Below are 25,674 nucleotides of genomic sequence, written 5' to 3'. Positions count from 1 at the left end.
ATGGACGAACGTCTTAGATTCGTCGCTCGCTGCCTAGAAGGCGAGACGATGTCAGCCCTATGCCGCGAGTTTGGTATATCACGGCCCACAGGCTACAAAATCCTCAATCGATACAAAGAATGCGGACTAGAAGGCCTCGAAGATCGCAGTCGACGGCCATACAGGCATGGCAATAAGTTGCCCTTTCAAGTTGAGCGGACCATTTTGCAGATCAAGCGCGAGTATCCCTCCTGGGGCGCCCCGAAGATCCGCGAGAAGCTCATACGCGAGTATCCGGTGATTCCACCGCCCGCCAAAAGTACGATTCACGCCGTACTCGACCGCCATGGCCTCGTGAAGCACCGACGGCGACGTCGCCATAAAGCACAGGGGACACCACTATCCCGTGCTACAGCTCCCAATACGCTCTGGTGCGCAGATTACAAAGGGGAGTTTCAGCTGGGTAACCGCCAGTACTGCTATCCATTGACCATCACCGATCAGTTCTCTCGCTATTTGTTGGCTTGTGAAGGCCTGGAATCCACTAAGACTCCCACCGCAATTACCGTGTTTGAACGTGTATTTCGTGAGTTTGGCGTGCCTGAGGCGATTCGCACCGATAACGGCACACCCTTCGCCTCACCCAATGCACTGTTCGGTTTGAGTCGCCTATCTATTTGGTGGTTACGCCTGGGAATTCGTATCGAGCGCATCAAGCCTGGCCATCCCGAGCAGAATGGACGCCATGAACGTATGCACCTCACCCTCAAGAAGGAGGCCACCAAACCCGCCTCTTTCAACTTCCTACAACAGCAGGAGCGCTTTGATAGCTTTATCGATGTTTACAACAACGAGCGGCCTCACCAAGCGTTAGAGGGGCGCTATCCTGGCGATCTCTTTACACCGTCAACGCGGGCTTATCGCTCACCAGAACCACCCGACTATCCCTACCACGACCGCACCATCAAAGTGACTCAGTGTGGACGAATCTGTATCGGCAGGCGCAAGATCAATCTCAGCACGGTGTTCGCGGGACAATCCGTGGGAATACGCGAAATCGCTGACAACATTTGGCTCGTCAGCTTCTTGCATTATGATCTAGGATTCTTCGATGAGGAGGTCGGTCGGGTTGAGCCCGCACCGAATCCTTTTAAACCGGAACTGTAAACCATGTGTCCGGTATGAACTGTAAAGGATGTCTCCGGTACAGACCCTTTGTAGAATGGTCGGTGTGAGAGGATTCGAACCTCCGACCCCTTCCTCCCGAAGGAAGTGCGCTACCAGGCTGCGCCACACACCGACTATGCTCTTTCGAGCGCCGAAATCATAGCAAACTCGTCTTTTCAGTACACGCGAGTCAGCACGCGCTGCTCAGTACACGCCAGCCTGATGTGCCAGCCACTGACTGAAAAGACTCAAACCTCCAACCACCACGATCAGCATGACCAATAGATACAGCGGCTTGAAGGGCTTTCGTTCGACGGAGTTGACGCCGCGTTTCAGGAACGCATCGACCTTGGCCTGATCTTCAGGATACAACTGACGCTCGGGGCCTTCGGTGGCGCCTGCCGCCGGAGCCTCGGGCTTGTCTTGCTCTTGAGACATACTATTGCCTCCTGGAAGCGAAAACGGGCGCGAATTATCGCGCCCGCAGCTGGATATTGCACCCCTGAACCGCCAACACGGGCGACCCGGGGGTCTCGAAGATGATCAAAAAGCGAACATCGCCTCGGGCATAGCCATGAGGTTGTCTGCACCCGACAACAGTGCCTGCTTGTGAGACAGGGTTCGCGGCAGAATACGCTCGAAATAGAACCGCGCGGTCATGAGCTTGGCTTCGTAAACGCCGTATCGCCCTCGCCTGCAGCAATTTTCTTTTGCGCGACAATGGCCATCTGCGCCCAGAAGTACGCCAGCACGACGTAACCTGAGTACATGAGATAGTCCACGGAAGCGGCACCCGCCTCGTCGGGATTCTCCATGGCCTTGCCACCCACCTCGAGAGACATCGTCAGCCACTCGTCCTTGTAGGTGGCGAGGGGACCGGTAAATTCGGCATAGGCCTCGTCACTGTTGGCTTCAACGAACTCACCCATCATTTCGGTAAAGCCCATGAGCAACTTACCGCCGGAGCCCAGTACCTTGCGTCCGATGAGATCCAATGCCTGAATCCCCGTAGTGCCTTCGTACAGCGTTGCAATGCGGGCATCCCGGGCAATTTGCTCCATACCCCACTCGCGAATAAAGCCGTGGCCGCCGTAGATCTGGATGCCGTGGTTCGCCGCCTCAAGTCCCGCTTCCGTCACAAAAGCTTTAGCGATGGGCGTCAGTACTGCCATGAGGTCATCCGCTTTCTTGGCAGCTTCTTCGTCGCCGCGGTCGACAATGTCACCGAGCTGCGCCAGGTAATAAAGCATGGCGCGGCTGCCCTCAGCGATGGCCTTCTGAGTTAACAGCATGCGGCGCACATCGGGGTGCACAATGATCGGATCCGCAGGGCCATCGGGATTTTTAGGGCCCGTAAGACTGCGCATGGCCAGGCGCTCCCGGGCGTATTCCAAAGAACCCTGATACGAGAGCTCAGCGTGAGCGAGGCCTTGGATCGCGGTGCCGATACGCGCCGTGTTCATAAAGGTGAACATCATGTTGAGACCGCGATTGGGCTCACCAATGAGGTAGCCTTTTGCGCCGTCAAAGTTCATCACGCAGGTCGCCGATGCCTTGATACCCATCTTCTTTTCGATGGACGCGCAGTGCACGCCATTGCGCTCGCCAAGGCTACCGTCCTCATTGACGTTGAACTTGGGAACCACAAACAGGGAGATGCCTTTGGTGCCCTCGGGTGCATCGGGCATGCGCGCAATGACGATGTGCACAATATTGTCGGACATGTCGTGCTCACCGGCAGAGATAAAAATCTTGGTGCCGGTGATGGCATAGCTGCCGTCCGCCTGAGGCTCCGCCTTGGTGCGAAGGAGGCCGAGATCCGATCCACAATGGGACTCGGTGAGGCACATGGTGCCGGTCCAGTTACCCGCCACCAGCTTGGGCAGGTACTGCGCCTTTTGCTCGGGAGAACCGTGGGCTTCCAGCGTCTTGATGCAACCGTGGGACAGGCCCGGATACATGAGCCAGGACCAATTGGCGGTTCCCGCCAGCTCGTTGATCACAATACCCAGCATGTTGGGCATGTCCTGACCGCCAAACTCGGGCTCGGCAGACAACGAGGGCCAGCCATTATCAACGTACTGCTTGTACGCTTCGGCAAAACCCTCGGGCGTTTTTACGCCTTCTTCGGACCAGACGCAGCCTTCTTCGTCACCGCTTTGGTTAAGCGGAGAGAGCACGTTCTCGGCGAACTTGGCGCCCTCTTCAATGATGGCATTCATCAGATCCGGCGTGGCTTCTTCGTAGCCTTTTAAGCCGGCGTAAAGATTTTCGGTGTCCAGCACCTCATTGATAACAAACTGGATATCGCGCAGCGGCGCCTTGTAGCTTGGCATGACTCTCTCCCCAGAAGGTCGGCGGTGACGCTCGTCCGTTGCGAGGCCTTGGGCCGATGTGTTCAGTGTTAACTTCGGCGGGTATTATAGTCAAAATATCCAACCTTGCATGAATATTTTTGTGACCACCCCCGCAATAAGCTGGTCACAGAGAGAGGCAAAAGCTGGGCAAGGCTTTGCGGGTATCGGGAGAGGTGCTTGTAAGCTAGCGCTTACTTACCCATAGAGCCCTACATATCAAGGTTTGGTTTAGACAGCGCTATCTAAACTTCCATAGCGTTGTAAAACCGCGGATCGGCGTCTTCGTCTCCAGACATCTCCCGCTCCTCGGGATTAATGCCCAGGCGAGCAAACAGGGCAAGATCAGTATTGGCACCGGGATTGGCCGTGGTGAGCAATTTCTCACCATAGAAAATCGAGTTGGCACCGGCTAAAAACGCCAGGGCCTGTGTCTGATCGTTCATATCCTCGCGGCCCGCAGACAAGCGCACATGAGATGCGGGCATGAGGATTCGAGCAACGGCAATGGTCCGCACAAACTCAAAAGGATCGAGGTCACCCTCCTCAGCCAGGGGCGTACCGGGCACACGGACCAGCATATTGATGGGCACGCTTTCCGGATGCTCGGGCAGGTTCGCCAGCTGCTGCAAAAGACCCACGCGATCGCTTTGCTCCTCACCCATACCCACAATGCCGCCGCTACAAACCTTCATTCCCGCGTCGCGAACGTGCGCCAGGGTTTCGAGGCGGTCGTTATAGGTACGCGTCGTGATGATATCGCCGTAATACTCCGGCGAGGTATCAAGGTTGTGATTGTAGTAATCGAGACCTGCCTCGGCGAGGGTCTTGGCCTGGGTATCACTGAGCATTCCCAGGGTCATGCAGGTTTCCAGACCAAGATCTTTCACCCCCTCAATCATCGCGATCAGGGCAGGGAGATCACGATCCTTGGGGGAACGCCATGCCGCCCCCATGCAGAACCGTGTGGCGCCGGATCGCCGCGCTGCTCGCGCCTGCTCCAGCACCTGATTGACTTCCATGAGCGCCTCCACCGACAGGCCGGTATCGAAACGCGTACTTTGGGGGCAGTAAGCGCAATCCTCGGGACAGGCGCCGGTTTTGATCGAAAGCAAAGTGCTGACCTGCACTTCGTTGGGGTCAAAATACCGGCGATGCACAGACTGCGCCCGAAACAGCAAATCGCTAAACGGCAGTGCAAAGAGCTCGGCCACTTCCTCTCGCTGCCAATCGTGGCGGAGGGACTCAGAGGTGAGGCTTGATGGCAGAGGCTGATTCATAGGAGGGCTCTCGTTGGAATGATCGTCATGGTAAATCATCAACATTCCCGGTCAACTCATTTAGCGGCCTATGGTTAACAGTGTGATCAAAGGCTTTGTGCGCGACCTCCTCGACTACCTGGCGCCCCAGCGCTGTATCTACTGTGATCAGCCAAGCCACCGTCAGGAGAGAATCTGCGAAGTGTGCGAAGACGCACTGATCCTCAACGATAGCGCCTGCCCCCGCTGCGCGCTCCCGGACATGGGTGCCCGACTCTGTCCCGGCTGCCTGGAGCGGGATCCTGCTCTCAAGAGCGTCACCGCAGCTTTTGTTTATGATGCGGCGATCGCCTATTTCATACATCGCTGGAAGTATCTCGGCGAAGCCAACCTGTCGCTAACGGCGGCTAAAATATTCAAAAATACCGGTATCACCTTTAAAAATCCGGATTTGGTGATTGCCACCCCACTCCACTGGCGTCGGCAGTTACGCCGCGGCTTCAATCAAAGCGAGGATTTGCTTCAGGCGCTCTGCGCGCTGTACCCGGAGCTCAACGACAGGACGGCAGCGGATGTGAAGCTCAAGCGCAAAAAGGTCACCAAAGCTCAGGCCCGGGCCTCCCGACGGGAGCGACTGAGCAATCTCCGGGATGCTTTTGCCGTGACAGGCGACGTGCGCGGCTGCAGGGTCGGTATCGTTGACGACGTTTGCACGACCGGTGCGACGGGCAATGCCATGGCGACAGCGCTTTTACAGGCAGGCGCATCAGAGGTTCACCTCATTTGTCTTGCCCGAACGCCGTCGCCTTGACCTACAATGCAGCGATGTTTCTCTCCCTTATTCCCGCCGGATTTTTGCGCTTCTCCCGCGCCTGCGACACGACCGTTTTACGTCCCTCAGGCGGCAACAAAAAACTATGCATGCCCGTGCTCCTCGCGGCGCTGTTATTTTTGGGCTCGATGCAAAGCCGCTCGGACGACAGCCCATCGCTCACCATCGCCGTTGCCGCCAATTTCCGGCCCGCAGCGGAGCAACTGGCCAACAAATTTACCCATGAAACCGGCATACCCGTGCAGATCAGCAGCGCATCAACGGGTGTGCTTGCCGCCCAGATGCGCCGCGGCGCTCCCTTTGACATTCTCCTGGCTGCGGACCGAGCCCGCCCGCAGTCTCTGGTTGACGATGTAAGCAGTCCGGGCCCTGCTGAGTGCTATGCCCTGGGCTCACTGGTGCTCCTGGGCGCAAAGGACCTGGAATCCGCGCTTTCGGATCAGAGCAAAAGCGTCGCCATTGCCAATCCTCGCTCGGCACCCTACGGCATTGCGGCGGAAGCCGTGCTGGCGCGTTACCAGCCCGCAAATGCCGCAAAGCGGCGAATCGTCCGAGGCGGCAACGTGCAACAGGCGCTGCAGTTCTATAGCAGCGGTGGCGCGGACCTCGCTTTGGTCGCCCGCTCCCTCAGCCCGACGGCGGGCATCGCCGTCCCCAACGCCTGGCATCCGCCCATCGAACAGTACGCTGTTTTAAATGGCCGCTCGGAAAATCCCGCGACGGCACGCAGGTTTCTTGAATACCTCCTGGGGCCCGACAGCGAACCCGTACTCGCAGCCTTTGGATACCAGCAATGCTCCTGAGTGAAACCGAGTGGCAGGCCGTTACCCTGACCCTTCGCCTGGCGGGAGTGAGCACCGTAATCTTATTGCTTGTGGGCACACCCCTGGCCTACTGGCTTTCCCGTCAGAGAGGATCTTTCGGCGCATTCGTCGAGGCGCTGGTTGCTCTACCGCTGGTGCTGCCGCCCACAGTCCTTGGCTTTTACCTGCTGCTGACACTGGCGCCGGATGCCCTCCCCGGACAGCTTTGGCAGTCGGTGACGGGCAGGCAACTGGCCTTTAGCTTTTCGGCGTTGGTGGTCGGCTCCGTGATCTACTCCCTGCCTTTTGTGGTGCAGCCCCTGCAGCAGGCGTTTGCCCGGGTCCCCGAAAACCTCCTGAAAGCCGCGGCGACGCTGGGGGCATCTCCCATGTCACAGTTCAGCGCTATCACATTACCCCTGTGTAAACGCAGCTTTGTGATCGCCGGCGCTCTGGGCTTTGCACACACGGTGGGGGAGTTTGGCGTGGTATTGATGATCGGCGGCAATATCCCCGGCGAAACCCAGGTGCTGTCCATCGCTTTATATGATCACGTCGAAGCCATGGACTATGGCAGCGCGCACCAGATCGCTATCGGACTGGTCGCATTCTCGTTGCTCCTGCTGTTCTGGCTGTATCGTGATCGCGGCTGGCGTATCGGCCGATGACACAGCTGTCACTCAACATCGAGCATCGCGACGCCGAGGGCTTTCACCTCAGTATCCACACCGATCTGGCATTGACCGGGGTGACTGCCCTCTTCGGCCCCAGCGGGAGTGGCAAAACCACTATCCTCGATGCCATCGCGGGACTGCGCCCTGACATCAGCGACGCCACCATCGCTTTTAACGGCAAAAACTGGCAAGAAGGCTCGCAACATACGCCCCCCTGGAAGCGATCCCTGAGCTATGTTTTTCAGGATGCGCGGCTGTTCCCCCATATGACCGTCGCGCAAAATCTGGCGTTTGCTGCCAAGCACGCGACCGCTGCTCCCGACGCCGAGCAGATCGCGACGGCCATGGACATCACGGCCTTGATGGAGCGATTCCCCGAAACGCTCTCAGCGGGACAGCAGGCCCGCGTTGCTATCGCCCGCGCCCTCATGCGGGACCCGGATCTGCTCCTCCTCGATGAGCCTCTCGCCAATCTGGATCGAAGCGCTGCTGCGGCGTGCCTCGCCTGCCTCCGGCGTATTCATCGGGAGCGTGAGTTGCCCATGATCTACGTGAGTCACCAGATCGAGGAACTCAGTACCATCGCCGACCAAATCCTGCTCATAGCGAATGGAAAAGTTACGGAGCAGGGTCCGTTGTTGGAGCTCGCCAGCCAGGTAAACACTGCGCTTGCCGAGGATGAATCTGCTGCGAGCTTGCTGGCCGTGGAGGTGTTTGCTCAGGATCCGGAGTTCGGCCTGACGGAACTTCGCGTAGACGGACAGTCTCTTTGGGTGGCGGGATCCGAAGATCGCGGAAACCTCCGCCGCCTGCGGGTCCCCGCGCGGGACGTCAGTGTCTGTCGCGAACGGCCCGTGGATACCAGTATTCAGAATGTGCTGCCCGTGACTTTGCTGGAGATTCGCGAACTCTCGAAGGCGCATTGCCTCCTGCGCCTTCAATTAAAACAACAATGTCTGCTGGCGCGCGTCACGAGACGCTCCAGGGAAGACCTCAAACTAAGACCGGGTGATCAATTGTTTGCACAGATTAAAAGCACCGCCCTTCTGGGCGACGCACGATGAGCAGTCATCCCTTTGATGTGCTTACTCCCGATGCGATCATCGATGCCGTAGAGGCTGCCGGTTTTGTCAGTGATGCGAGACTTCTGGCGCTCAACAGCTACGAAAATCGTGTTTATCAGGTGGGGGTTGAAGACGACACGCCGGTGATCGTGAAGTTCTACCGCCCCGGCCGCTGGACCGAGGAGCAACTTCGCGAGGAGCACAGTTTTAGCGAAGAGCTCGTCGAGGCAGAAATACCCGTGGTCGCCCCCATCAAATCCGAGACGGGAGAGACCGTCCATCGCTGGGGTAATCTGCTGTACACCGTGTTTCCCCGCCGCGGCGGTCATGCACCGGAGTTCGATAATCTCGACAACTTATTAGTGCTCGGCAGGACCCTCGGGCGCATCCATGCCATCGGCGCAACAAAGCCCTTCAGCTTTCGGCCGAGACTTGAGGGCCAGACGATCATTGAAGAAAGCCGCAAGCTCTTGCCGGATAGCTTTATTCCGACGGAACTGAAAACGGCCTACGTCACTCTGCTGAATGATCTGGAAAAGGAGTTGGCGCCAAAGATCCAGCAGATGGAAGCCGCCGGCGGCATTCGTATCCATGGCGATTGCCATGGCGGCAACATCCTCTGGCGGGATGAGACCGCCAACTTTGTAGACCTGGATGACTGCATGACCGCACCGGCAATACAGGATCTGTGGATGTTTTTATCCGGAGAGTCCAACGATCAGGAGATACAGCTGGGCGAAGTCATCGCAGGTTATGAAGAATTTTTTGAATTTGATCCCAGAGAATTGCACTGGATAGAGACGTTGCGCACTCTGCGAATCATCCGTTATGCCGCCTGGCTGGCTCGCCGCTGGGATGATCCGGCCTTTCCCAAGGCATTCCCCTGGTTTAACACCGAGCGCTACTGGTCAGATCATATTCTGGAACTGAGAGAACAGTTCTCCCGGCTGCAGGAGCCGGTGTTGCGGTTGCTATGAGATCCCAGTTTGGTCAGCGCTTTCGTGACCCCGGACATAAAACACTCCAGATCCAGCGCCAAAAACTGTTCTGCCCCAGCACCATCCGATCGACGTCATCAAAAAACCGTAACTGACCCTCGGGGTCGGCAAAGTAGTCAAGGCGAGTAATCATCTCGCGATCCGGGTCCAGCTCTCTCACGACTTTGGCCGGATTACCCGCCACGATCACATTTGCGGGCACGTCTTTGGTGACTACGGACCGCGCCGCCACCACGCTGTTGTCGCCAATCGTGACGCCCTTCAGGACCGTCGCGTGATCCCCAAGCCAGACATTGTTGCCGATGTGCACGGGTGTCACGCGGTCACTGCGCTGGGTGCGATCGTAGACCGTATGCCAATCCGAGTCCGTGATGTAGGTACCGTTGGCCATCATCACGCCATCGCCAATCGTGATCTCGTCCGAAGCGCTGATTCTGGAACCCGGGCTCATAAGCACGCCGCGTCCAATACGGATGGTCCCCGCCCCCGCCTCACGACCCCACACGCCTATCTCCACGCGATGCATGGGCTCGGCAACCGCGGTAAAACAATCGCCGATATGTATGTTGGGACCAGAGATAATCACATAGCGCGGCTTCATGAAGGTCGAGTAGTCACCGAGGCTTGCGCACTCGGGCCGTAAAAAGTAATCCACGTACCAGCGACGGTATCGAAGGTAGGCTTTTTTTACCCAGTAGGGTCTCAGATCGTCACGCATAGAAGATCGATAGGTTTGCGACTGCAAGAGGGCTAACCGTATCATTCGCGGCCAGCTTGCAACCATGCAAATTCTCCTATGCAGTCATCGTCCCGGCAGGTACAGAGCAGTCAGCGCGGCGTTCACCCCGGTCTGCCAGCGCTGCTTCGACGACATCAGCGGCAGCCGTGGCAAAAACCGCCCCAAAGCGTCGATCAGCCGGCCCTGAATACCCTGGATGCGGCCCTGGAGACTCATCGGGGGTCGGTGGTTCTGGACTCTTTTTGTGGCACCGGACACAGCACCGCCATTCTCTGCGGGCGTTATCCGGATGCCCTGGTCATCGGCGTGGACAAATCATCCCACCGACTGGATCGCCATCCCGAGCTGCCGGAGAACGGCTTGCTCCTGCAGGCCCACTGCGAGGCAGTATGGCGACATCTCAGGGAGCGACGGACAAGGCTTTTGGCCCATACAATTCTCTACCCCAATCCCTGGCCCAAGCCAGGCCACCTGGGTCGTCGCATCCACGGACACCCGGCATTTACGGAGCTTTTGGCTCTCGGTGGTCACCTGGAGCTGCGCAGCAACTGGCGGCTGTATGTAGAGGAGTTTGGCGTGGCGCTCACCCTCCTCGGACACCCCTCGCGCGTGGCAATAAGCTCTACCGAAGGCGCCGCGCTCACCCTGTTTGAGGAGAAGTACCGCAAGAGTGGTCACGAACTCTGGTCACTGTCGGCAGATCTTGTGAGCTCTCAGGACGAAGCTGTCGTATAGAGTGGACATGAAGACTACGCGGCAATCCGCTACCCTAGGCACCATGACTAGAGGAACAAAATGATGATGCCCGCAATCGACGACCCGATCTGGCAACGAATACTCGAAGAGACGCGCCAACACTCCCAGGAGGAGCCTATGCTTGCAAGTTACTTGCACGCAACGATCCTCAACCATAAGAAGATCGAGCGCTCTTTAAGCTTTTTGCTTGCCAATCAACTGGACAGCCCCGCCGCGTCCTCCCTGCTCCTGCGAGAGGTCATGCTCGAAGCCTTTGAGGCGGATCCGACCATTCTCGATGCAGTCCGCGCGGATTTGCTGGCGGTACTTGACCGGGATTCCGCGACCCATGAACTCTACATACCCTTTCTGTACTACAAGGGTTTTCATGCACTGCAAGCTCACCGCGTGTCACACTGGCTGTGGACCGAGGGTCGACAGTCCCTGGCGCTGTTTTTTCAAAACCGCGTCAGCACCAAGTTTGCCGTCGATATTCACCCCGCCGCGCGCATCGGCCGGGGCATCATGCTGGATCACGCTACGGGCCTGGTGATTGGAGAAACGGCGCGCGTGGGCAACAACGTGTCCATACTCCAGTCTGTGACCCTGGGCGGTACCGGCAAGGAAGATGGCAATCGCCACCCCAAGATCTGCGACGGCGTGTTGATCAGCGCCGGCGCGAAGATTCTGGGGAATATCTGTGTGGGTGAAGGGGCAAAGGTAGGTGCCGGCAGCGTCGTGCTGGAACCGGTGCCACCGCATACGACCGTCGCCGGCGTACCGGCCAAGGTGGTCGGCAAGCCCAACTCAGATCAACCAGCCCTCGATATGGATCACAGCTGGCCTTGCTGCGACGATTAAGGTGTCGCGAGCACGTTTAGAGCGCGGCCCTTGCCTGGTGGTGATTTAAGCGGACGTCGATTGCCATGGATGGCAATCGCCGAGCCTGTCATGGAGGACGCTTTTTGGCGGTCCGCGTAATCGCTACCAGGCAAGGGCCGCGCGTATAGCGGAGTCCGCACTTAATCCCGATGATACTGGGGTGACAACTCGATCACCGCATCAACAAACGCCGTCACATGGTCCGGGTTCACCCCGGGGGTAATGCCATGGCCCAGGTTGAAGACGTGGCCACTGCCGTGGCCGAAGCCGGCGAGAATGCCTGCCACTTCTTCGCGGATTCGATCGGGGGATGCGAACAGCATCATGGGATCCATATTGCCCTGGATCGCCACTCGATCACCGACGAGTTTCTTGGCGGTGGCAATATCCGTTGTCCAATCGATGCCCACTGCCTGGGCACCGCAGTCGGCAATCGTTGATAGCCACTGACCGCCACCCTTGGTAAAGACGATAACCGGCACGGGCCGGCCGTCGGCCTCCCGGGGTAGACGCGATACGATGCGCTGCATGTACTTGAGAGAGAACTCCTTGTAAGCGCCGGCACTCAGGCTACCGCCCCAGGTATCAAAAATCTGCAAGGCCTGCGCCCCGGCTTCCACCTGCGCTGTCAGATAGTCCGCTACGGCGTCCGCCAGCACCGTCAGCAGCTCGTGCATGAGCTCGGGCTGATCGTAGGCCATGGTTTTGACCCGGGAGAAATCCTTCGAAGAGCCGCCCTCGACCATGTAGGTCGCCAGGGTCCAGGGCGAACCGGAAAAACCAATGAGGGGTACGGAGCCATTGAGCTCCTTGCGAATAGCACTCACCGCATCCATCACGTACCCGAGATCATCACTCGCTTTAAAGGAGTTAAGTCCCGCGAGATCTTCGGCGCTGCGGACGGTCTTGCGAAACCGCGGCCCTTCGCCGGTTTCAAAATACAGGCCCAGACCCAGGGCGTCGGGAATGGTCAGAATGTCCGAAAACAAAATCGCTGCATCCATCGCGTAGCGTCGCAGGGGCTGCATGGTGACTTCGCAGGCAAGCTCGGTGTTTTTACACAGGTCCAGAAACGATCCCGCCTCCTCTCGCGTGGCGCGGTATTCAGGCAGATAACGGCCGGCCTGACGCATCATCCACAGAGGCGTGCGATCCACGGGCTCACGCATCAGGGCACGCAGGAAACGGTCGTTTTTGAGTTCACTCATCGTTATTTTTCCCTCAACCGGCCGTAACAGGCCGATGACTCATTGAATCAGTAATGTGTTGTTGCGCGGAGCCGATACCTCAGACTTCAAGATAATCGAGAATACCCTCGGCCGCCTGACGCCCTTCCCAGATGGCGGTAACCACCAGGTCGGAACCGCGCACCATGTCGCCACCGGCGAAAACCTTGGGGTTACTGGTCTGGAACCCGAACTTTTGATGCTCCGCCGCCTCTACGCCGCCCCAGTCATTAACCCGAACACCCGCATCCTCGAACCACGGCGCGGGGCTTGGCTGAAAACCAAAGGCCATGATGATGGTATCGGCCTCAAGGACCTCTTCGCTGCCGGGAATGGGCTCGGGACGCCGACGCCCATCAGGTCCCGGAGGACCCAGACGGGTTTCGATGGTTTTTACACCGCAGGCATCGCCAAAGTATTCCACCACCTCGACGGGCTGGCGATTGAACAAAAACTCCACGCCCTCTTCCCGGGCGTTGGCAACTTCCTTGCGGGAGCCGGGCATGTTCTCCTCATCGCGACGATAGGCACAGATCACGTGCTCGGCCTGCTGACGAACCGCCGTACGCACACAGTCCATGGCGGTATCACCGCCACCGAGGACCACAACCCGCTTGCCCTTGAGGTTGATATAGGCATCGGGATGCTGCTCAAAACCCAGGTTGTGGTTCACATTGCCAATGAGAAAGTCCAGCGCCTTGTGAACGCCAGGTAGATTCTCGCCGGGGAAATTGCCTTTCATGGGCGTGTAGGTGCCCATGCCCATAAACACCGCGTCATACTCCTCCAGCAGCGTATCCATGCTGATATCGCGGCCGATCTCGGTGTTCAATCGGAATTCCATGCCCATGTCCGTGAAAATCTCGCGGCGACGCATCATGACCTGCTTTTCGAGCTTGAACTCCGGAATGCCGAAGGTCAGGAGGCCGCCGATCTCGGGATAGCGATCAAAAATCACGGGCTTGACGCCGGCACGCACGAGAATATCTGCACAGCCGAGACCCGCAGGGCCCGCACCGATAATGGCAACGCGCTTGTCCGTAGGGACCACGTCGGACAGATCCGGACGCCAACCCATGGCAAGGGCAGTATCCGTAATGTACTTCTCGGCAGAACCGATGGTCACGGCACCAAAGCCGTCGTTGAGGGTACAGGCCCCTTCACACAGGCGATCCTGAGGGCAGACCCGACCACAGACTTCGGGCAGGGTGTTGGTCTGATGACTCAGCTCCGCCGCCTCAAAGAGATTGCCGTCGGTGACCAGCTTCAGCCAGTTGGGGATGAAGTTATGTACCGGACACTTCCACTCGCAGTAAGGATTACCGCATTCGAGGCAGCGATCGCTCTGATCCTCTACCTGTGCCTTGGTAAAAGGATCATAAATCTCGACGTACTCGGTTTTACGAGACGGTAGATTCTTTTTATCGGGGTCGGCACGTCCGACATCAATAAACTGAAAATTGTTAGTTACGCGTCCGCTCATAGAGGTCGCTCCAGCGTGTTACCTAGTCTGTTTCGCGCAGGCGGCTCAGCAATTGCTGAAGATCGGCGGCCTTGGGTTTCACCAGCCAGAACTTGCCTACGTAGTCTTCAAAGTTTTCCTGGATCTCCCGGCCCCAGGCAGAGCCGGTCTCAGCCACATGCTGTCCCAGGATATCCAGCAGGTGGGTTCGATAGGCTTCCATGTACTCGGAGCTGACCCGGTGAATCTCCACCAGTTCGCTGTTGTAACGATCGATAAACTGCCGCTGCTGATCAAGGACGTAGGCAAACCCACCGGTCATGCCCGCACCGAAATTCACACCGGTGTCGCCCAGAACCGTGACGCAACCGCCGGTCATGTATTCACAACAGTGGTCCCCCGCGCCTTCAACCACCGCATGGGCGCCTGAATTACGCACGGCAAAGCGCTCGCCGGCAATACCCGCCGCGTAGAGCGCGCCACCCGTCGCACCGTAGAGACAGGTGTTGCCGATGATGGTGGTTTCCTGGGAGGCATATTTGCTGTTCGCCGGCGGATAAACAACCAGCTTGCCGCCTGCCATACCTTTGCCCACGTAATCGTTGCTGTCCCCTTCAAGGTACATATGCAGGCCACCGGCATTCCACACGCCGAAGCTCTGTCCCGCGGTTCCCGTAAGCCTGAGGGTAATCGGCGCATCTTCCATGCCCATGTTGCCGTGACGGCGGGCGATCTCGCCGGACAGTCGCGCCCCGATGGAACGATCACAGTTGGTGACGGTAAAAGCGAACTCGCCTCCGCTGCCCGCCTCGATGGCAGACAGGGTTGCCTTGAGCATCGCCTCAGCTTTCTCCCCGCGATCAAAGGGGTTGTTGGAGGCGACTATGCAAAACTCCGGCTGCCCTTCGGCGTCTTCGGACTTGTGGAGAATCGGCGCGAGATCCAGGGACCGCTGTCTTGCGGTATCCCCGGGCAGTCTGTGTAAGAGATCCGTGCGGCCGATCAACTCTTCCAGGGATCGCATACCCAGGCTCGCCAACCACTCGCGGGTCTCCTGAGCTACAAAGGTAAAGAAGTGCACCACCATCTCTACGGTGCCGTTGAAATGATCGTCACGAAGATACTCGTTCTGCGTGGCAACGCCTGTAGCGCAGTTGTTGAGATGACAGATACGTAAGTACTTACAACCCAGCGCCACCATGGGCGCCGTACCAAAACCAAAGCTCTCGGCCCCCAGAATGGCCGCTTTCACCACGTCCAGCCCCGTCTTCATACCGCCATCCGCCTGAAGACGCACATTGCCGCGAAGACCGTTACCCCGGAGCGTTTGCTGAACTTCCGCAAGGCCGAGCTCCCAGGGAGAACCCGCATGGCGAATAGAGGTAAGGGGGCTCGCCGCCGTACCACCGTCGTAGCCACTGATCGTGATGAGGTCTGCGTAGGCCTTGGCAACACCCGCCGCGATGGTTCCAACACCGGGCTCCGATACCAGCTTCACCGAAACCAACGCCGAGGGATTCACCTGCTTGAGATCGAAAATCAACTGGGCAAGATCTTCGATGGAATAGATGTCGTGGTGAGGGGGTGGCGAAATCAGCGTTACCCCGGGAACAGAATAGCGCAATCGGGCAATGAGCTCGTTGACCTTACCGCCGGGCAGCTGTCCGCCCTCACCGGGCTTGGCGCCCTGAGCCACCTTGATCTGAAGGACTTCCGCGTTCACCAGATAATGGGGAGTCACACCGAAGCGACCCGAGGCAATCTGCTTGATCTTCGACACGCGATCGGTGCCAAAGCGCGCCGGATCCTCACCGCCCTCACCGGAATTTGAGCGCGCGCCCACACGGTTCATGGCCGCCGCGAGAGCCTCGTGGGCCTCGGGACTCAGGGCACCCAGGGACATACCGGCAGAATCAAAGCGCTGCATGATCGCTTCAACGGGTTCCACCTCATCGATGGGAATGGGCCCAGCACTGGCAACGGGGGTGAACAAATCCCGAAGGGTGGCGACGGGGCGCTCGTTCACGAGTTTGGCATAGCTTTGATAATGACTGTAACTGCCCGTGGACACGGCCTGCTGCAGCGTCATCACTACATCAGGATTGAAGGCGTGGTACTCCTGACCGTGAACATACTTGAGAAGACCGCCCTGGCTGATGCCCTTGCGCTGACTGCAGGCCAGGCGCGCCAGGGCTTCGGAATCTTCCTGAAGATCGACAAAACGCGCACCCTCAATGCGACTGGCTACGCCACAAAAGGCCGTATCGATGACCTCCCGGGATAGACCCACCGCTTCGAACAGCTGGGCACCGCGATAGGAACTCACCGCGGAGATTCCCATCTTGGACATGATCTTCAGGAGGCCCTTGTTCAGGCCGCGTCGGTAGTTCTTGTAGCAGACACCGGGCTCGCCCAGGAGCTCACCGCTGCGCAGGAGTTCTTCCAATACCGAGTAAGCCAGATAGGGGTACACCGCTGTAGCGCCAAAGCCGAGGAGGCAGGCGATCTGGTGCGAGTCCCGGGCGCTGGCGGTCTCTACCACCAGGTTAGCGTTACAGCGCAGGCCTACCTGTATCAGATGGTGATGAACGGCACCGGTGGCGAGGAGGCTGTGCACGGGCAATCGACCGCCTTCGATGCGTCGGTCTGATAGCAGCACGATGGTATTGCCGTCGCGAACCGCCGCCTCGGCTTCCTGCTTCAGGGCCTCAACGGCACTGTGCAGATCGGTTTCCCGGGGATCAAAACTGCAGTCGATATCCGCGACATGAAAGCCCGGTCGATCCAGGTTCATGAGGGTGTTGAATTTACCCTGAGACAGCACCGGCGAGGTGAGAATCACGCGATCCGCGTGCTCCGGCCCCAGGTGAAACAGATTCCGCTCGACACCGATGGCGGTCTCGAGGGACATGACAATGGCTTCGCGCAGGGGATCGATGGGCGGGTTCGTGACCTGGGCGAACTTCTGACGGAAGTAATCGTAGAGCGAGCGCTGCTTGAGAGACAGCACGGCCATAGGCGTGTCGTCTCCCATGGAGCCCACGGCCTCGTTGCCGGACTCAGCGAGGGGACGCAGCACCTGCTCCCGTTCCTCAAAGCTGACCTGGAACATTTTCATGTAGGACTGGAGATCGTCGGGGTCGATGCCCTGGGTGCCCTCGCCGTGGAAGCTCCCCACAATGCGTTGGGAGCTCTCCTTCAGCCAGCGCTTATAGGGGTGCGCGGACTTGAGGCGGTTGTCGATTTCTTCCGTCTGCAAAAATTCGCCGGTGTGCGTATCGATGACCAGCAGCTGCCCCGGGCCCACACGGCCCTTGGCAACCACGTCTTCATTCTTATAACCATGGGTGCCCACTTCCGAGGCGACGGTGATAAATCCATCGGTGGTGCGCACCCAGCGCGCCGGGCGGAGGCCGTTCCGGTCGAGAACACAGACCGCGTAGCGACCATCGGTGAGCACGATGCCGGCCGGTCCGTCCCAGGGCTCCATGTGCATGGAGTGGTATTCGTAAAAAGCCTTGAGATCCGGATCGATGGACTCGATGTTCTGCCAGGCCGGCGGAATCAACATGCGCAGGGCCCGGGGCATATCGATGCCCCCGGTAAGGAGCACATCGAGCATATTGTCCAGACTGGAGGAGTCGGAGCCGCTGCGATTGACCAGGGGCGCTATGTCGGCAATATCCGGCAGACGGTCGTTTTCAAACAAGGCAGCCCGCGCCGTGGCCCAGTTACGGTTGCCTTCAATGGTGTTGATCTCGCCATTGTGAGCCAGGAGCCTGAAGGGCTGCGCCAGAGGCCAGCGGGGCATGGTGTTGGTAGAAAAACGCTGGTGGAACACGCAGATCGCCGTGCACAGACGCTCGTCGGACAGATCGTGGTAAAAGCGCGGCAGGTCCACGGGCATCACAAGGCCCTTGTAGGCAATCACCCGGGAAGACAGGCTGCAGATATAGAATTCCCGATCACCCTCCGTGGCCATTTCGGCCTTACGGCGCACAACAAACAGCGCGGTGGACAGCTGTTCCTGGGTCAGTTCACCCGCATCGATAAAGATCTGTTCAATGCGTGGCAGGCCCGCAAGCGCTATTTCACCACAGACATTGGTGTCGATGGGTACTTCGCGCCACCCCAGTACTGTAAGCCCCCGATCCACCAGGGCTGTCTCCAACGCGTCCCGGCCCGCCTGGGCCAGAGCCTCATCCTGATTAAGGAATATCTGTCCGATGGCGAGGCGTCCGATGGAGTCGACATCAAAATGCTCTTTAGCCAGGGCCCGCATAAAGGCCTCGGGCATTTGCATGAGCAGGCCACAGCCGTCGCCGGTGCGACCGTCGGATGCGATACCGCCACGATGGGTCATGCAGGTCAGGGACTCAATGGCCACCTGCAACAGGCGGTGGCTCGCATCGCCCGACATGTGCGCGATAAGACCAAAACCGCAGTTGTCGCGGACTTCTTCAGGGCTGTACAGACCTGCGCTCATACCTTGATAGTATTCCTTTAAAAACAATTACTTGTGGCCGCCCTCACCCGTAAACCATCCTCATGGTCGCAATATGTTCGCGATAAGTGTTCGCGATATAGGCGCGATATGGGCGCGAAAAAAACCGGCCGGTACCTGCTGCTGCGTGGTTTTTACTGCAGGCGGGGGGGAGCAAGTTTACACAGTTGGGAAAACGGGAACAAACCTGTTTATTCGGGGCAAAAGGTCTCGAGAAAGGCCTCGAGTTCGGCCCTGGGGAGATCATCGACAATAGCCGCGTTCCCCACCGCATCGAGAAGGACGAGGCGCAGCCTGCCATCGACGACCTTTTTGTCACGGAGCATATGCTGGGTCCAGGTAGCGACGGACATATCCTCCGGTGGCGTCGTGGGCAGGTCCATAGCCTCCAGCCAGTCCACGAGTTCGTCGACCTCGCTATCGCTGATACAGCCGCGACGCGCCGAGAGCCGGGCGGCGAGGACCATACCGGCGGCGACCGCCTCACCATGGAGCCAGCGGCCATAGCCCTGAGCCGCCTCGATGGCATGACCAAAGGTGTGTCCCAGATTCAGGATTGCGCGGATGCCGCCCTCGCGCTCGTCCTCGGCAACCACCCGCGCCTTCGCGGCGCAGCTGCGCTCAATGGCCTCTTCAAGCACCACTTTTTTACGGGCGACAAAATCATCGCGATGCTGATGCATCCACTGATAAAACGCGGGATCGCAGATCAGGCCGTACTTGATGACCTCCGCAAGACCCGCGGCATATTCACGGGCCGGGAGACTATCCAGCACATCGGGGTCGATAAACACCGCCTGGGGCTGGTAAAAAGCGCCAATCATGTTTTTGCCCAGGGGATGATTGACGCCCGTTTTACCACCGACGCTGGAGTCCACCTGGGCCAGGAGCGTCGTAGGTATCTGAATAAAGTTCACGCCGCGCTGATAGCTGGCCGCGGCAAAACCGGCCATGTCGCCCACCACGCCACCACCGAGGGCAATAAAGCTGGTGCTGCGGTTGTGATTGTCGCGAAGGGCGGTGTCAAAGATCTGTTCGAGGGTTGCCAGGGTCTTGTGCTCTTCGCCGTCGGGGAGTAAGACCCGGGAAACCTTCAGGGACTCGTCCAGGTGCCCGAGCAGACGTTCCATGTACAGCGGCGCGACGGTGGTATTGCTGATAATCACCACCTGCTTGCCCTTAATGTGGCGGTTCAGGCGCTCAGCGTCATCCAGCACGCCACTTTCTATGTAGATGGGGTAGCTGCGCTCTTCGAGCTGGACGTTGAGTGTTCTCATGGGGCTAAAACTGCGCTGGGACTGGGCGTCTTAAGGTAACTGTGCAAGGAGTCTCTGTGCAATCACCTTGGGGCTGCTGCTGTCCGTATCGATAACGTGATCCGCGATCTCCCGGTACAGGGGATCCCGAAGGGCAAAGAGCTCCCGGAGGGTCGCTTCCGGATCCTTGCCATTGAGCAGCGGCCGGCTGCGGTCTCCGCGGGTTCTGCGGATCTGTTCATCGAGGGTCGCGTGGAGGTAGATAACAAAGCCCCTCGAGGCCAGGACCCGCCGATTGGCATTTCGCATCACTACGCCCCCACCGGTGGCCAGAACGGTGTGATCGAGAAGCGTCATTTCATCGATGACGGATTCTTCCCTATTCCTGAACCCCTCTTCCCCTTCGACATCAAAAATCCAGGCGATGTCGGCACCGGTGCGGGATTCGATCTCGGAGTCACTGTCGGCAAAGCCCAGCTTGAGACCCCGCGCCAGCAACTTACCGATGGTTGTTTTCCCCGCACCCATGGGACCCACAAGAAACACGCGGTTGTAGTTGCTCAAAAGAGGTTACTCAAAAGAGGTTGCTCAAAGGAGACCGCTCACAAGCGCGGTGCCGCCATAGTCTGCCAGCACCGGGCTTGCATTAATCGAGCAATGTGTCAGCGAGGATCCTTGGCGTGATAAAGATCAGCGTTTCGGTCTTCGTGCGCTGGCTGGACTCATTTCGGAACAGCGCGCCTACGTAGGGCAGGTCGCCGAAAAACGGCACCTTGGAGGTGGTTTCCAGGTTCTCCGTGCGGAACACCCCACCGAGGACCACGGTCTCACCGTTGCCAACCAGTACCTGCGTCGTCAGCTGGGTGGTATCGATAGCGGGAATCAGCCCCCCCTGACCGGACGGCACAAGATCACCCACGGAATCCTGATTAATCACCAGATCCAGAAGAATACGGTCATCGGGAGTGATGTTCGGCGTAACGTCCAACTTCAGCACGGCTTCCTTAAACTGCACGGCGGTGGCGCCACTCGCTGCCGCCTGCTGGAAAGGAATCTCCGTACCGGACTTGATCGTCGCCGGCTGCTTGTCACCGGTAATCACCTTCGGCTGGGATACCACTTCACTCTTGCCCGCCGCTTCAAGGGCGGAGAGCTCTGCCGTCAAAAACAGCTCGCTGGAGGTAAAGCCGACGGCAAAACCGCTGGTTGCGGAGCCGGATCCCAGGTCCACCAACAGAGCACCCGGGTAAGAAAGATCCGGCTGCGTACCGTTAATTACCGAGTTGTTCAGGTTCACCGCATTCGTAGCGTCACCCGTAACCGACAGAATATTGCCATTGGCATCGGGCTCGAGGTAACCACCACCCCACTGAATACCCAGTTCTTTCTCGAGATCGGACTGCGCAATCACAATACGCGACTCGATCATGACCTGGCGGATGGGGATATCAACGCGATCGATGAGCTCCCGAATCTCGGCCAGTTTTGCGGAGGTCTCCGTAACGATCAGGGAATTGGTGCGCGCCTCGACAATCACCGAGCCGCGGGATGAGATGAGGCTTCCGCCATCCTCAGACCCTGCCTGGAAGAGGCCCACGATATCTGCGGCGTTGGCATAGCGAATGCGGATGAACTCACTGGAGAGGGGCGCCAGTTCTGCAATCTGCTTGTTGGCTTCAATCTCCTGACGCTCCCGCTCGGCAATCTCTGCCGCGGGCGCCACCATTAACACGTTGCCAATCTGACGCTTATCCAGACCCTTGGTCTTGAGCACCAGCTCGAGGGCCTGATCCCAGGGCACGTTCTTCAACCGCAGGGTGATGCGACCGGATACCGTATCACTGGCCACCAGGTTGAGCTCTGTAAAATCAGCGATCAGTTGAAGTACCGCGCGCACTTCGATGTCCTGGAAGTTCAGGGAGATACGATCACCGACGTAGGCAAACTCGTTGCGTCGTTCCTCCGCCTCTTTCTTGCTCAGGGGCTTGATGCTGACGACATACTCATTGTCTGTCTGATAGGCCAGGTAATCAAAGGGCCCGCTGGTTTTGAGGGTCAGGGCCGTGCCGCGCTCGGAGGTGTTCACATCCACGCTGTTTACGGGCGTGGCAAAGTCCGTGACGTCATAGCGGCGCAGCAGGCGCTCGGGAATATCCGTATCGAGAAACTCGACCTTGATATCGCCGCTCTCGCTGAACACGTTGACGTCAACGGAAGGATCCGTGAGCTGAAGGATCAAGCGACCCTCACCCGCGGGGGAGCGCTGGAACTGCAGATCGGAGATGCTGGAGCGCACGTCGGCAACGGACTCAATTCTGGTTTTGACCGAATTAGCATCGCTTTCCTGTTTGAAGTACTCCGCGTCCGCATCCTGTCCCACGGTCAAAAACAGACTGTTGCCCTCGACACGGGTGTCGTAGGGAACCAGTTTCACCAGATTCAACACCAGGCGCGTGCGGTCACCGGATTCCAGCACCAGAACACCCGTGGCATTACCGTAGGGCAGGCTGTAGCGACGACGCTCGAGCTGAGAAGTTGTGTTGGGGAAATCGATGGAAATACGCGCGGGCTTTTCAATAGTGTAGGACTGCAACTCTGACGGTGGCGCCTCATCAAAATCCAGGCGCACTTCAAATTTGCTGCCGGGGCGCGAGCTGAACTCGATATCCGTAACTGCCGTAGCGAAGGCCTGAGTGCAGCTTAAAAGCGCCAGCATCGTCCCAAGAACGCGCAGAGCGGATCGACTCAGGACCTTGCGCCATGCCATTACGCCAGCGTTCCCGCGCTCAGCGTTCATGGCCATTTCAGCCCTCGCAGATTGATTTCCATTCATGGTCTTCACCCAGGGCGACCTACAAGCCGCTCAGTTCTATGGTGCGCGGTCGCTCTACCCAACCGTCGCTTGTGCCGTCCGTAACGATTTCCACCACGGCCAAATAGGTATCTGTCATCTCAACAATCTTGCCGTGGTTACGGCCCAGGTAGTTACCCACCTGCACGCGATGAATCCCGCCTTCGGGATCCCTCACGAGGCTCCAATTGTTGGCTCCTCTCTCCAGAGACCCCACCATTGCAAGGGAGTCAAAAGTGTATTGCTCAAGAAATTCTTTGGCGCGGTTGTCGTCAGGCTTGATGGCGCTGATGGACTGCAGCTGGGTGATCTCCCGAACCTCGATGGGCCGGTCGAAGGGGCTGCGCAGACGCGTGGCGCTGTAGGCGAAGGCCTCATAGGCCTTAAAAGTCGGTATGGGAGCAATGATGCCGCCGGGGCGGGCACGCTTCTCCGCCATAAAACTGTCAAGATCAGAGAAGTCCCGGGAGGTGCAGCCGGCGACCAGCAGGAAAAGCGGCAGGAGCAGCGCGAGATGCTTCGTCGCTTTCATCATTAGCCCTCCCCGTCCTTGTAACGATAGGTCTTGGCGGTGATGTTCATGCTCAGAGCCGCGGAATTACTGCTACTGGCACTGATGGTGAAGTCGTGAAGGGTGACGATGCGCGGGAGACCGGCCATGCCGCTCACAAAAGCCCCGAGGTCGTGGTAGGAGCCGCTCGCCACAATCGCGATGGGGAGCTCCACATAGAATTCGCGGCTGACCTCAGGTTGCAGATCGATGCTGCTGATCGCCAGGCCGTTGAGCAGGCCCTTGTTAGTAATATCTTCCAGGAGTCCCGGCACTTCCGTGTCCGAGGGCAACTGGCTGATCAGGGCGCCAAAGGACTCTTCCATCTCAGCCATCTGACGCCGGTAGGCATCCAGGTTGGCCACCTGAAAAGCTTTCTTCTCGTAGTCCTGCTTGAGCGTGGACTCGCGGCTCTGCTCGCTGGCCAGCTGCAGCTGCAGATCCTTGATGTGGTAGTAGTAGCCCCCGACAAGCACCAGGGCAAACAACAGAGCACAGAGGATGACCTTGACCACCACGGGCAAAGTGCCGATGTTATCGAGGTTGATGTCATTGACATCAAATTCCCGGAGGGAGCGCAGCGTGTCATCTAACGCCATCGATCAATCCCCCGACTCATTGTCTTTAGCGGGCAAATCCACTTTGACGCTCAGATCAAAAGTGTTGGCCTGATCGCCGTAGGTGGGTGCGGCGCGAACGGCATCAAGATTCGGGTCTTTCAGCCAATCCGATGCATCCAGACGACGCATGAGACTCGACACCCGGTTGTTGGATTCCGCAACACCATTGACTCTCAGGTCAACGCCCCGGGCACTGACATTGGTGTAAAACACCCCGTCGGGCACAGTGCGCACCAACTGATCCAGCACACGCACGATAATCGGACGGTTGCCCTGCAACTCCTGAATCACCCGCATGCGCTCAATCAGCTGGTTGCGCTTGCGCTGCAGGTCCTTGATCTCTTCGACCTGCTTGTCGAGTTCGCTGATATTGGAAGAGATGTAATTGTTGCGGGCTCGCTGGCCATCAATCTGCGAATTCACGAAGCGGTCGCCCAGCATCACCAGAATCACGGCAGCGGCGGCAACCAGACCCAGGATACTCAGAAAAGCGCGCTTCAGTTCCTCGCGCCGGGCCTCTCTCCAGGGGAGTAAATTAATGCGTGCCATTAATCGAAGCTCCGCAGGGCCAGACCACAGGCGATCATCATGGCGGGGGCATCACTACCCAGGGCCACAGCGTTAACACGGGGCGAGATGGTCATTTCGGCGAAGGGATTGGCAACCACCGTGGGGGTTCCCAACTGCTCCTGCACCAGCTCCGACAGGCCATCCATAAAGGACACACCGCCGGCCATAATGATGTAGTCGACGTCGTTGTACTGACTCGATGAGAAAAACAGCTGCAGCGAGCGGGTCACCTGCTGTACCACGGCATCCCGGAAAGGATTCAGCAACTCAGGTTCGTAGTCATCGGGCAGACCGCCCTGCTTTTTCGCAAGACCGGCCTCTTCCAGGGGAAGTCCGTAGCGACGCATGATTTCGTCCGTCAGCTGTTTGCCGCCGAATAATTGCTCACGGGTGTAAATGGTGTTGCCGTCTTTGAGGACACTGAGCGTTGTCATGGTGGCGCCGATGTCGACGATGGCTACAACGCTGTCTTCCTTCAATTCGAGGTGTTCGCGGATGAGCGAGTAGGCGCGCTCCATGGCGTAGGCTTCTACATCGATAACCTTGGCTTCGAGATCGGCGCCTTCGATCGCCTCGACGCGAAGATCAATAGTTTCCCGTCGGCAAGCGGCCAGCAGCACTTCGACCATATTCTCGCGCTCTGCCGAGGGATTCTGCACTTCAAAATCCAGGGCGACTTCTTCGAGGAGATAGGGAATGTACTGGTCGGCCTCGAGGGTGAGCTGCGTCTCCATCTCGTCGTCGGATAGGCCCACAGGCATATCGATCAATTTGGTAATAACGGAGGAGCCGGCGACGGCGGCGGATACTTGCTTTAACTTGGAGCGGGACTGGGCCACGACGCTGCGCACAGCATTTGCCACGCCATCCACATCATTGATGGCTTTTTCAACTACCGCGTCCTGGGGAAGCGAACACACCGCGTAACTCTCTACACGGTATTTATCCCCAGTACGACTGAGCTCCAACAGTTTCACCGTCGTGGAGCTGATATCGATCCCCAACAGCGGCGTCTGCTTACGTTTTCCTAGCAACCCAAGCAAGTCGTTTTCCTATAAGTTTCACGGACTTAGCTTTACTTTGTGTTCTTATACTTGAATATTAAGCGTTAAGATAGCCTACAATGCAATCAAAACACAAAAAAAGCAT

At 58.2% G+C, this 25,674-nt stretch carries 21 protein-coding genes, 1 tRNA gene and 1 pseudogene; 8 read left to right on the top strand and 15 right to left on the bottom strand.

Features of this window, described 5'->3' with window-relative positions:
- Complete coding sequence (locus KT71_RS02135; RefSeq protein ID WP_023659820.1) at positions 1-1,146, top strand: IS481 family transposase; 1,146 nt, start codon at positions 1-3, stop codon at positions 1,144-1,146.
- Between the two features lie 56 nt (positions 1,147-1,202).
- On the opposite strand, the gene KT71_RS02130 is transcribed toward KT71_RS02135, so the two are convergent.
- The 4 genes and pseudogenes from KT71_RS02130 to bioB form a co-directional block, all read right to left on the bottom strand.
- Positions 1,203-1,279, bottom strand: a tRNA-Pro gene (locus tag KT71_RS02130).
- Between the two features lie 71 nt (positions 1,280-1,350).
- On the bottom strand, positions 1,351-1,584 hold the full coding sequence (locus KT71_RS02125; RefSeq protein WP_008293140.1) for a DUF3094 family protein: 234 nt from the start codon (positions 1,582-1,584) through the stop codon (positions 1,351-1,353).
- 105 nt (positions 1,585-1,689) lie between these two features.
- Positions 1,690-3,482, bottom strand: a pseudogene (locus KT71_RS02120) (acyl-CoA dehydrogenase C-terminal domain-containing protein).
- 263 nt (positions 3,483-3,745) lie between these two features.
- Entirely contained in the window at positions 3,746-4,780 is a 1,035-nt protein-coding gene (gene bioB / locus KT71_RS02115; RefSeq protein ID WP_040362640.1) for a biotin synthase BioB, read from the bottom strand.
- Positions 4,781-4,850: 70 nt separating this feature from the next.
- On the opposite strand from bioB, the gene KT71_RS02110 reads away from it, so the two are divergent.
- The 5 genes from KT71_RS02110 to KT71_RS02090 are packed head-to-tail and all read left to right on the top strand — an operon-like array spanning position 4,851 to position 9,109.
- Positions 4,851-5,570, top strand: a complete 720-nt coding sequence (locus KT71_RS02110) for a ComF family protein (RefSeq protein WP_008293145.1) — start codon at positions 4,851-4,853, stop codon at positions 5,568-5,570.
- Positions 5,567-6,394, top strand: a complete 828-nt coding sequence (gene modA / locus KT71_RS02105) for a molybdate ABC transporter substrate-binding protein (protein WP_008293146.1) — start codon at positions 5,567-5,569, stop codon at positions 6,392-6,394. The genes KT71_RS02110 and modA overlap by 4 nt, the downstream gene beginning before the upstream one ends.
- The gene (modB, locus tag KT71_RS02100) at positions 6,385-7,062 is read left to right on the top strand and encodes a molybdate ABC transporter permease subunit (protein WP_008293147.1); all 678 of its coding nucleotides are present in this window, start codon (positions 6,385-6,387) and stop codon (positions 7,060-7,062) included. Before modA ends, modB begins: the two co-directional genes overlap by 10 nt.
- Entirely contained in the window at positions 7,059-8,132 is a 1,074-nt protein-coding gene (gene modC / locus KT71_RS02095; protein ID WP_008293148.1) for a molybdenum ABC transporter ATP-binding protein, read from the top strand. The genes modB and modC overlap by 4 nt, the downstream gene beginning before the upstream one ends.
- Positions 8,129-9,109, top strand: coding sequence for a serine/threonine protein kinase (locus KT71_RS02090; RefSeq protein ID WP_008293149.1), 981 nt, complete (start codon positions 8,129-8,131; stop codon positions 9,107-9,109). The genes modC and KT71_RS02090 overlap by 4 nt, the downstream gene beginning before the upstream one ends.
- A 13-nt stretch (positions 9,110-9,122) precedes the next feature.
- On the opposite strand, the gene KT71_RS02085 is transcribed toward KT71_RS02090, so the two are convergent.
- Positions 9,123-9,848, bottom strand: coding sequence for an acyltransferase (locus KT71_RS02085; protein WP_008293150.1), 726 nt, complete (start codon positions 9,846-9,848; stop codon positions 9,123-9,125).
- Positions 9,849-9,926: 78 nt separating this feature from the next.
- On the opposite strand from KT71_RS02085, the gene trmB reads away from it, so the two are divergent.
- On the top strand, positions 9,927-10,604 hold the full coding sequence (gene trmB, locus KT71_RS02080) for a tRNA (guanine(46)-N(7))-methyltransferase TrmB (protein ID WP_008293151.1): 678 nt from the start codon (positions 9,927-9,929) through the stop codon (positions 10,602-10,604).
- Between the two features lie 60 nt (positions 10,605-10,664).
- Positions 10,665-11,465: a serine O-acetyltransferase gene (gene cysE / locus KT71_RS02075; RefSeq protein ID WP_008293152.1), complete on the top strand. Its 801-nt coding sequence runs from the start codon at positions 10,665-10,667 to the stop codon at positions 11,463-11,465.
- 161 nt (positions 11,466-11,626) lie between these two features.
- Here cysE and hemE read toward each other — a convergent pair whose 3' ends face one another.
- The 10 genes from hemE to KT71_RS02025 all read right to left on the bottom strand — a co-directional run bounded on the left by hemE (position 11,627) and on the right by KT71_RS02025 (position 25,568).
- Positions 11,627-12,694: a uroporphyrinogen decarboxylase gene (gene hemE, locus KT71_RS02070; RefSeq protein ID WP_008293153.1), complete on the bottom strand. Its 1,068-nt coding sequence runs from the start codon at positions 12,692-12,694 to the stop codon at positions 11,627-11,629.
- A 79-nt stretch (positions 12,695-12,773) separates the two neighbouring features.
- Positions 12,774-14,195: an FAD-dependent oxidoreductase gene (locus tag KT71_RS02065; RefSeq protein WP_008293154.1), complete on the bottom strand. Its 1,422-nt coding sequence runs from the start codon at positions 14,193-14,195 to the stop codon at positions 12,774-12,776.
- A gap of 22 nt (positions 14,196-14,217) precedes the next feature.
- Complete coding sequence (gene gltB / locus KT71_RS02060; protein WP_008293155.1) at positions 14,218-18,660, bottom strand: glutamate synthase large subunit; 4,443 nt, start codon at positions 18,658-18,660, stop codon at positions 14,218-14,220.
- Positions 18,661-18,869: 209 nt separating this feature from the next.
- A complete protein-coding gene (gene aroB, locus KT71_RS02055) occupies positions 18,870-19,955 on the bottom strand; it encodes a 3-dehydroquinate synthase (RefSeq protein ID WP_008293156.1) in 1,086 nt (361 codons plus the stop codon).
- A gap of 30 nt (positions 19,956-19,985) precedes the next feature.
- The gene (gene aroK, locus KT71_RS02050; protein WP_008293157.1) at positions 19,986-20,498 is read right to left on the bottom strand and encodes a shikimate kinase AroK; all 513 of its coding nucleotides are present in this window, start codon (positions 20,496-20,498) and stop codon (positions 19,986-19,988) included.
- An 82-nt stretch (positions 20,499-20,580) separates the two neighbouring features.
- A complete protein-coding gene (locus tag KT71_RS02045; protein WP_008293158.1) occupies positions 20,581-22,767 on the bottom strand; it encodes a type IV pilus secretin PilQ in 2,187 nt (728 codons plus the stop codon).
- Between the two features lie 19 nt (positions 22,768-22,786).
- On the bottom strand, positions 22,787-23,320 hold the full coding sequence (locus KT71_RS02040) for a pilus assembly protein PilP (protein WP_008293159.1): 534 nt from the start codon (positions 23,318-23,320) through the stop codon (positions 22,787-22,789).
- Positions 23,320-23,934, bottom strand: coding sequence for a type IV pilus inner membrane component PilO (locus KT71_RS02035; protein WP_008293160.1), 615 nt, complete (start codon positions 23,932-23,934; stop codon positions 23,320-23,322). The genes KT71_RS02040 and KT71_RS02035 overlap by 1 nt, the downstream gene beginning before the upstream one ends.
- 3 nt (positions 23,935-23,937) lie before the next feature.
- Entirely contained in the window at positions 23,938-24,504 is a 567-nt protein-coding gene (locus KT71_RS02030) for a PilN domain-containing protein (RefSeq protein WP_008293162.1), read from the bottom strand.
- A complete protein-coding gene (locus KT71_RS02025) occupies positions 24,504-25,568 on the bottom strand; it encodes a pilus assembly protein PilM (protein ID WP_023659814.1) in 1,065 nt (354 codons plus the stop codon). Before KT71_RS02025 ends, KT71_RS02030 begins: the two co-directional genes overlap by 1 nt.
- Positions 25,569-25,674: the final 106 nt, after the last annotated feature.

The organism is Congregibacter litoralis KT71, assembly GCF_000153125.2.
Taxonomy (GTDB): Bacteria; Pseudomonadota; Gammaproteobacteria; order Pseudomonadales; family Halieaceae; genus Congregibacter; species Congregibacter litoralis.
This window is presented reverse-complemented; position numbering and strand designations above follow the sequence as displayed.

Bases quoted from the DNA above. Each gene is read 5' to 3' on its own strand.
- hemE (WP_008293153.1), bottom strand. From the start codon at position 12,694: ATGAGTGAACTCAAAAACGACCGTTTCCTGCGTGCCCTGATGCGTGAG.
- aroB (WP_008293156.1), bottom strand. From the start codon at position 19,955: ATGAGAACACTCAACGTCCAGCTCGAAGAGCGCAGCTACCCCATCTAC.
- KT71_RS02030 (WP_008293162.1), bottom strand. From the start codon at position 24,504: ATGGCACGCATTAATTTACTCCCCTGGAGAGAGGCCCGGCGCGAGGAA.
- KT71_RS02040 (WP_008293159.1), bottom strand. From the start codon at position 23,320: ATGATGAAAGCGACGAAGCATCTCGCGCTGCTCCTGCCGCTTTTCCTG.
- KT71_RS02090 (WP_008293149.1), top strand. From the start codon at position 8,129: ATGAGCAGTCATCCCTTTGATGTGCTTACTCCCGATGCGATCATCGAT.
- KT71_RS02110 (WP_008293145.1), top strand. From the start codon at position 4,851: ATGGTTAACAGTGTGATCAAAGGCTTTGTGCGCGACCTCCTCGACTAC.
- modC (WP_008293148.1), top strand. From the start codon at position 7,059: ATGACACAGCTGTCACTCAACATCGAGCATCGCGACGCCGAGGGCTTT.
- gltB (WP_008293155.1), bottom strand. From the start codon at position 18,660: ATGAGCGCAGGTCTGTACAGCCCTGAAGAAGTCCGCGACAACTGCGGT.
- KT71_RS02065 (WP_008293154.1), bottom strand. From the start codon at position 14,195: ATGAGCGGACGCGTAACTAACAATTTTCAGTTTATTGATGTCGGACGT.
- KT71_RS02045 (WP_008293158.1), bottom strand. From the start codon at position 22,767: ATGAATGGAAATCAATCTGCGAGGGCTGAAATGGCCATGAACGCTGAG.
- KT71_RS02125 (WP_008293140.1), bottom strand. From the start codon at position 1,584: ATGTCTCAAGAGCAAGACAAGCCCGAGGCTCCGGCGGCAGGCGCCACC.
- bioB (WP_040362640.1), bottom strand. From the start codon at position 4,780: ATGAATCAGCCTCTGCCATCAAGCCTCACCTCTGAGTCCCTCCGCCAC.
- modB (WP_008293147.1), top strand. From the start codon at position 6,385: ATGCTCCTGAGTGAAACCGAGTGGCAGGCCGTTACCCTGACCCTTCGC.
- KT71_RS02035 (WP_008293160.1), bottom strand. From the start codon at position 23,934: ATGGCGTTAGATGACACGCTGCGCTCCCTCCGGGAATTTGATGTCAAT.
- KT71_RS02085 (WP_008293150.1), bottom strand. From the start codon at position 9,848: ATGCGTGACGATCTGAGACCCTACTGGGTAAAAAAAGCCTACCTTCGA.
- KT71_RS02135 (WP_023659820.1), top strand. From the start codon at position 1: ATGGACGAACGTCTTAGATTCGTCGCTCGCTGCCTAGAAGGCGAGACG.
- trmB (WP_008293151.1), top strand. From the start codon at position 9,927: ATGCAGTCATCGTCCCGGCAGGTACAGAGCAGTCAGCGCGGCGTTCAC.
- cysE (WP_008293152.1), top strand. From the start codon at position 10,665: ATGATGATGCCCGCAATCGACGACCCGATCTGGCAACGAATACTCGAA.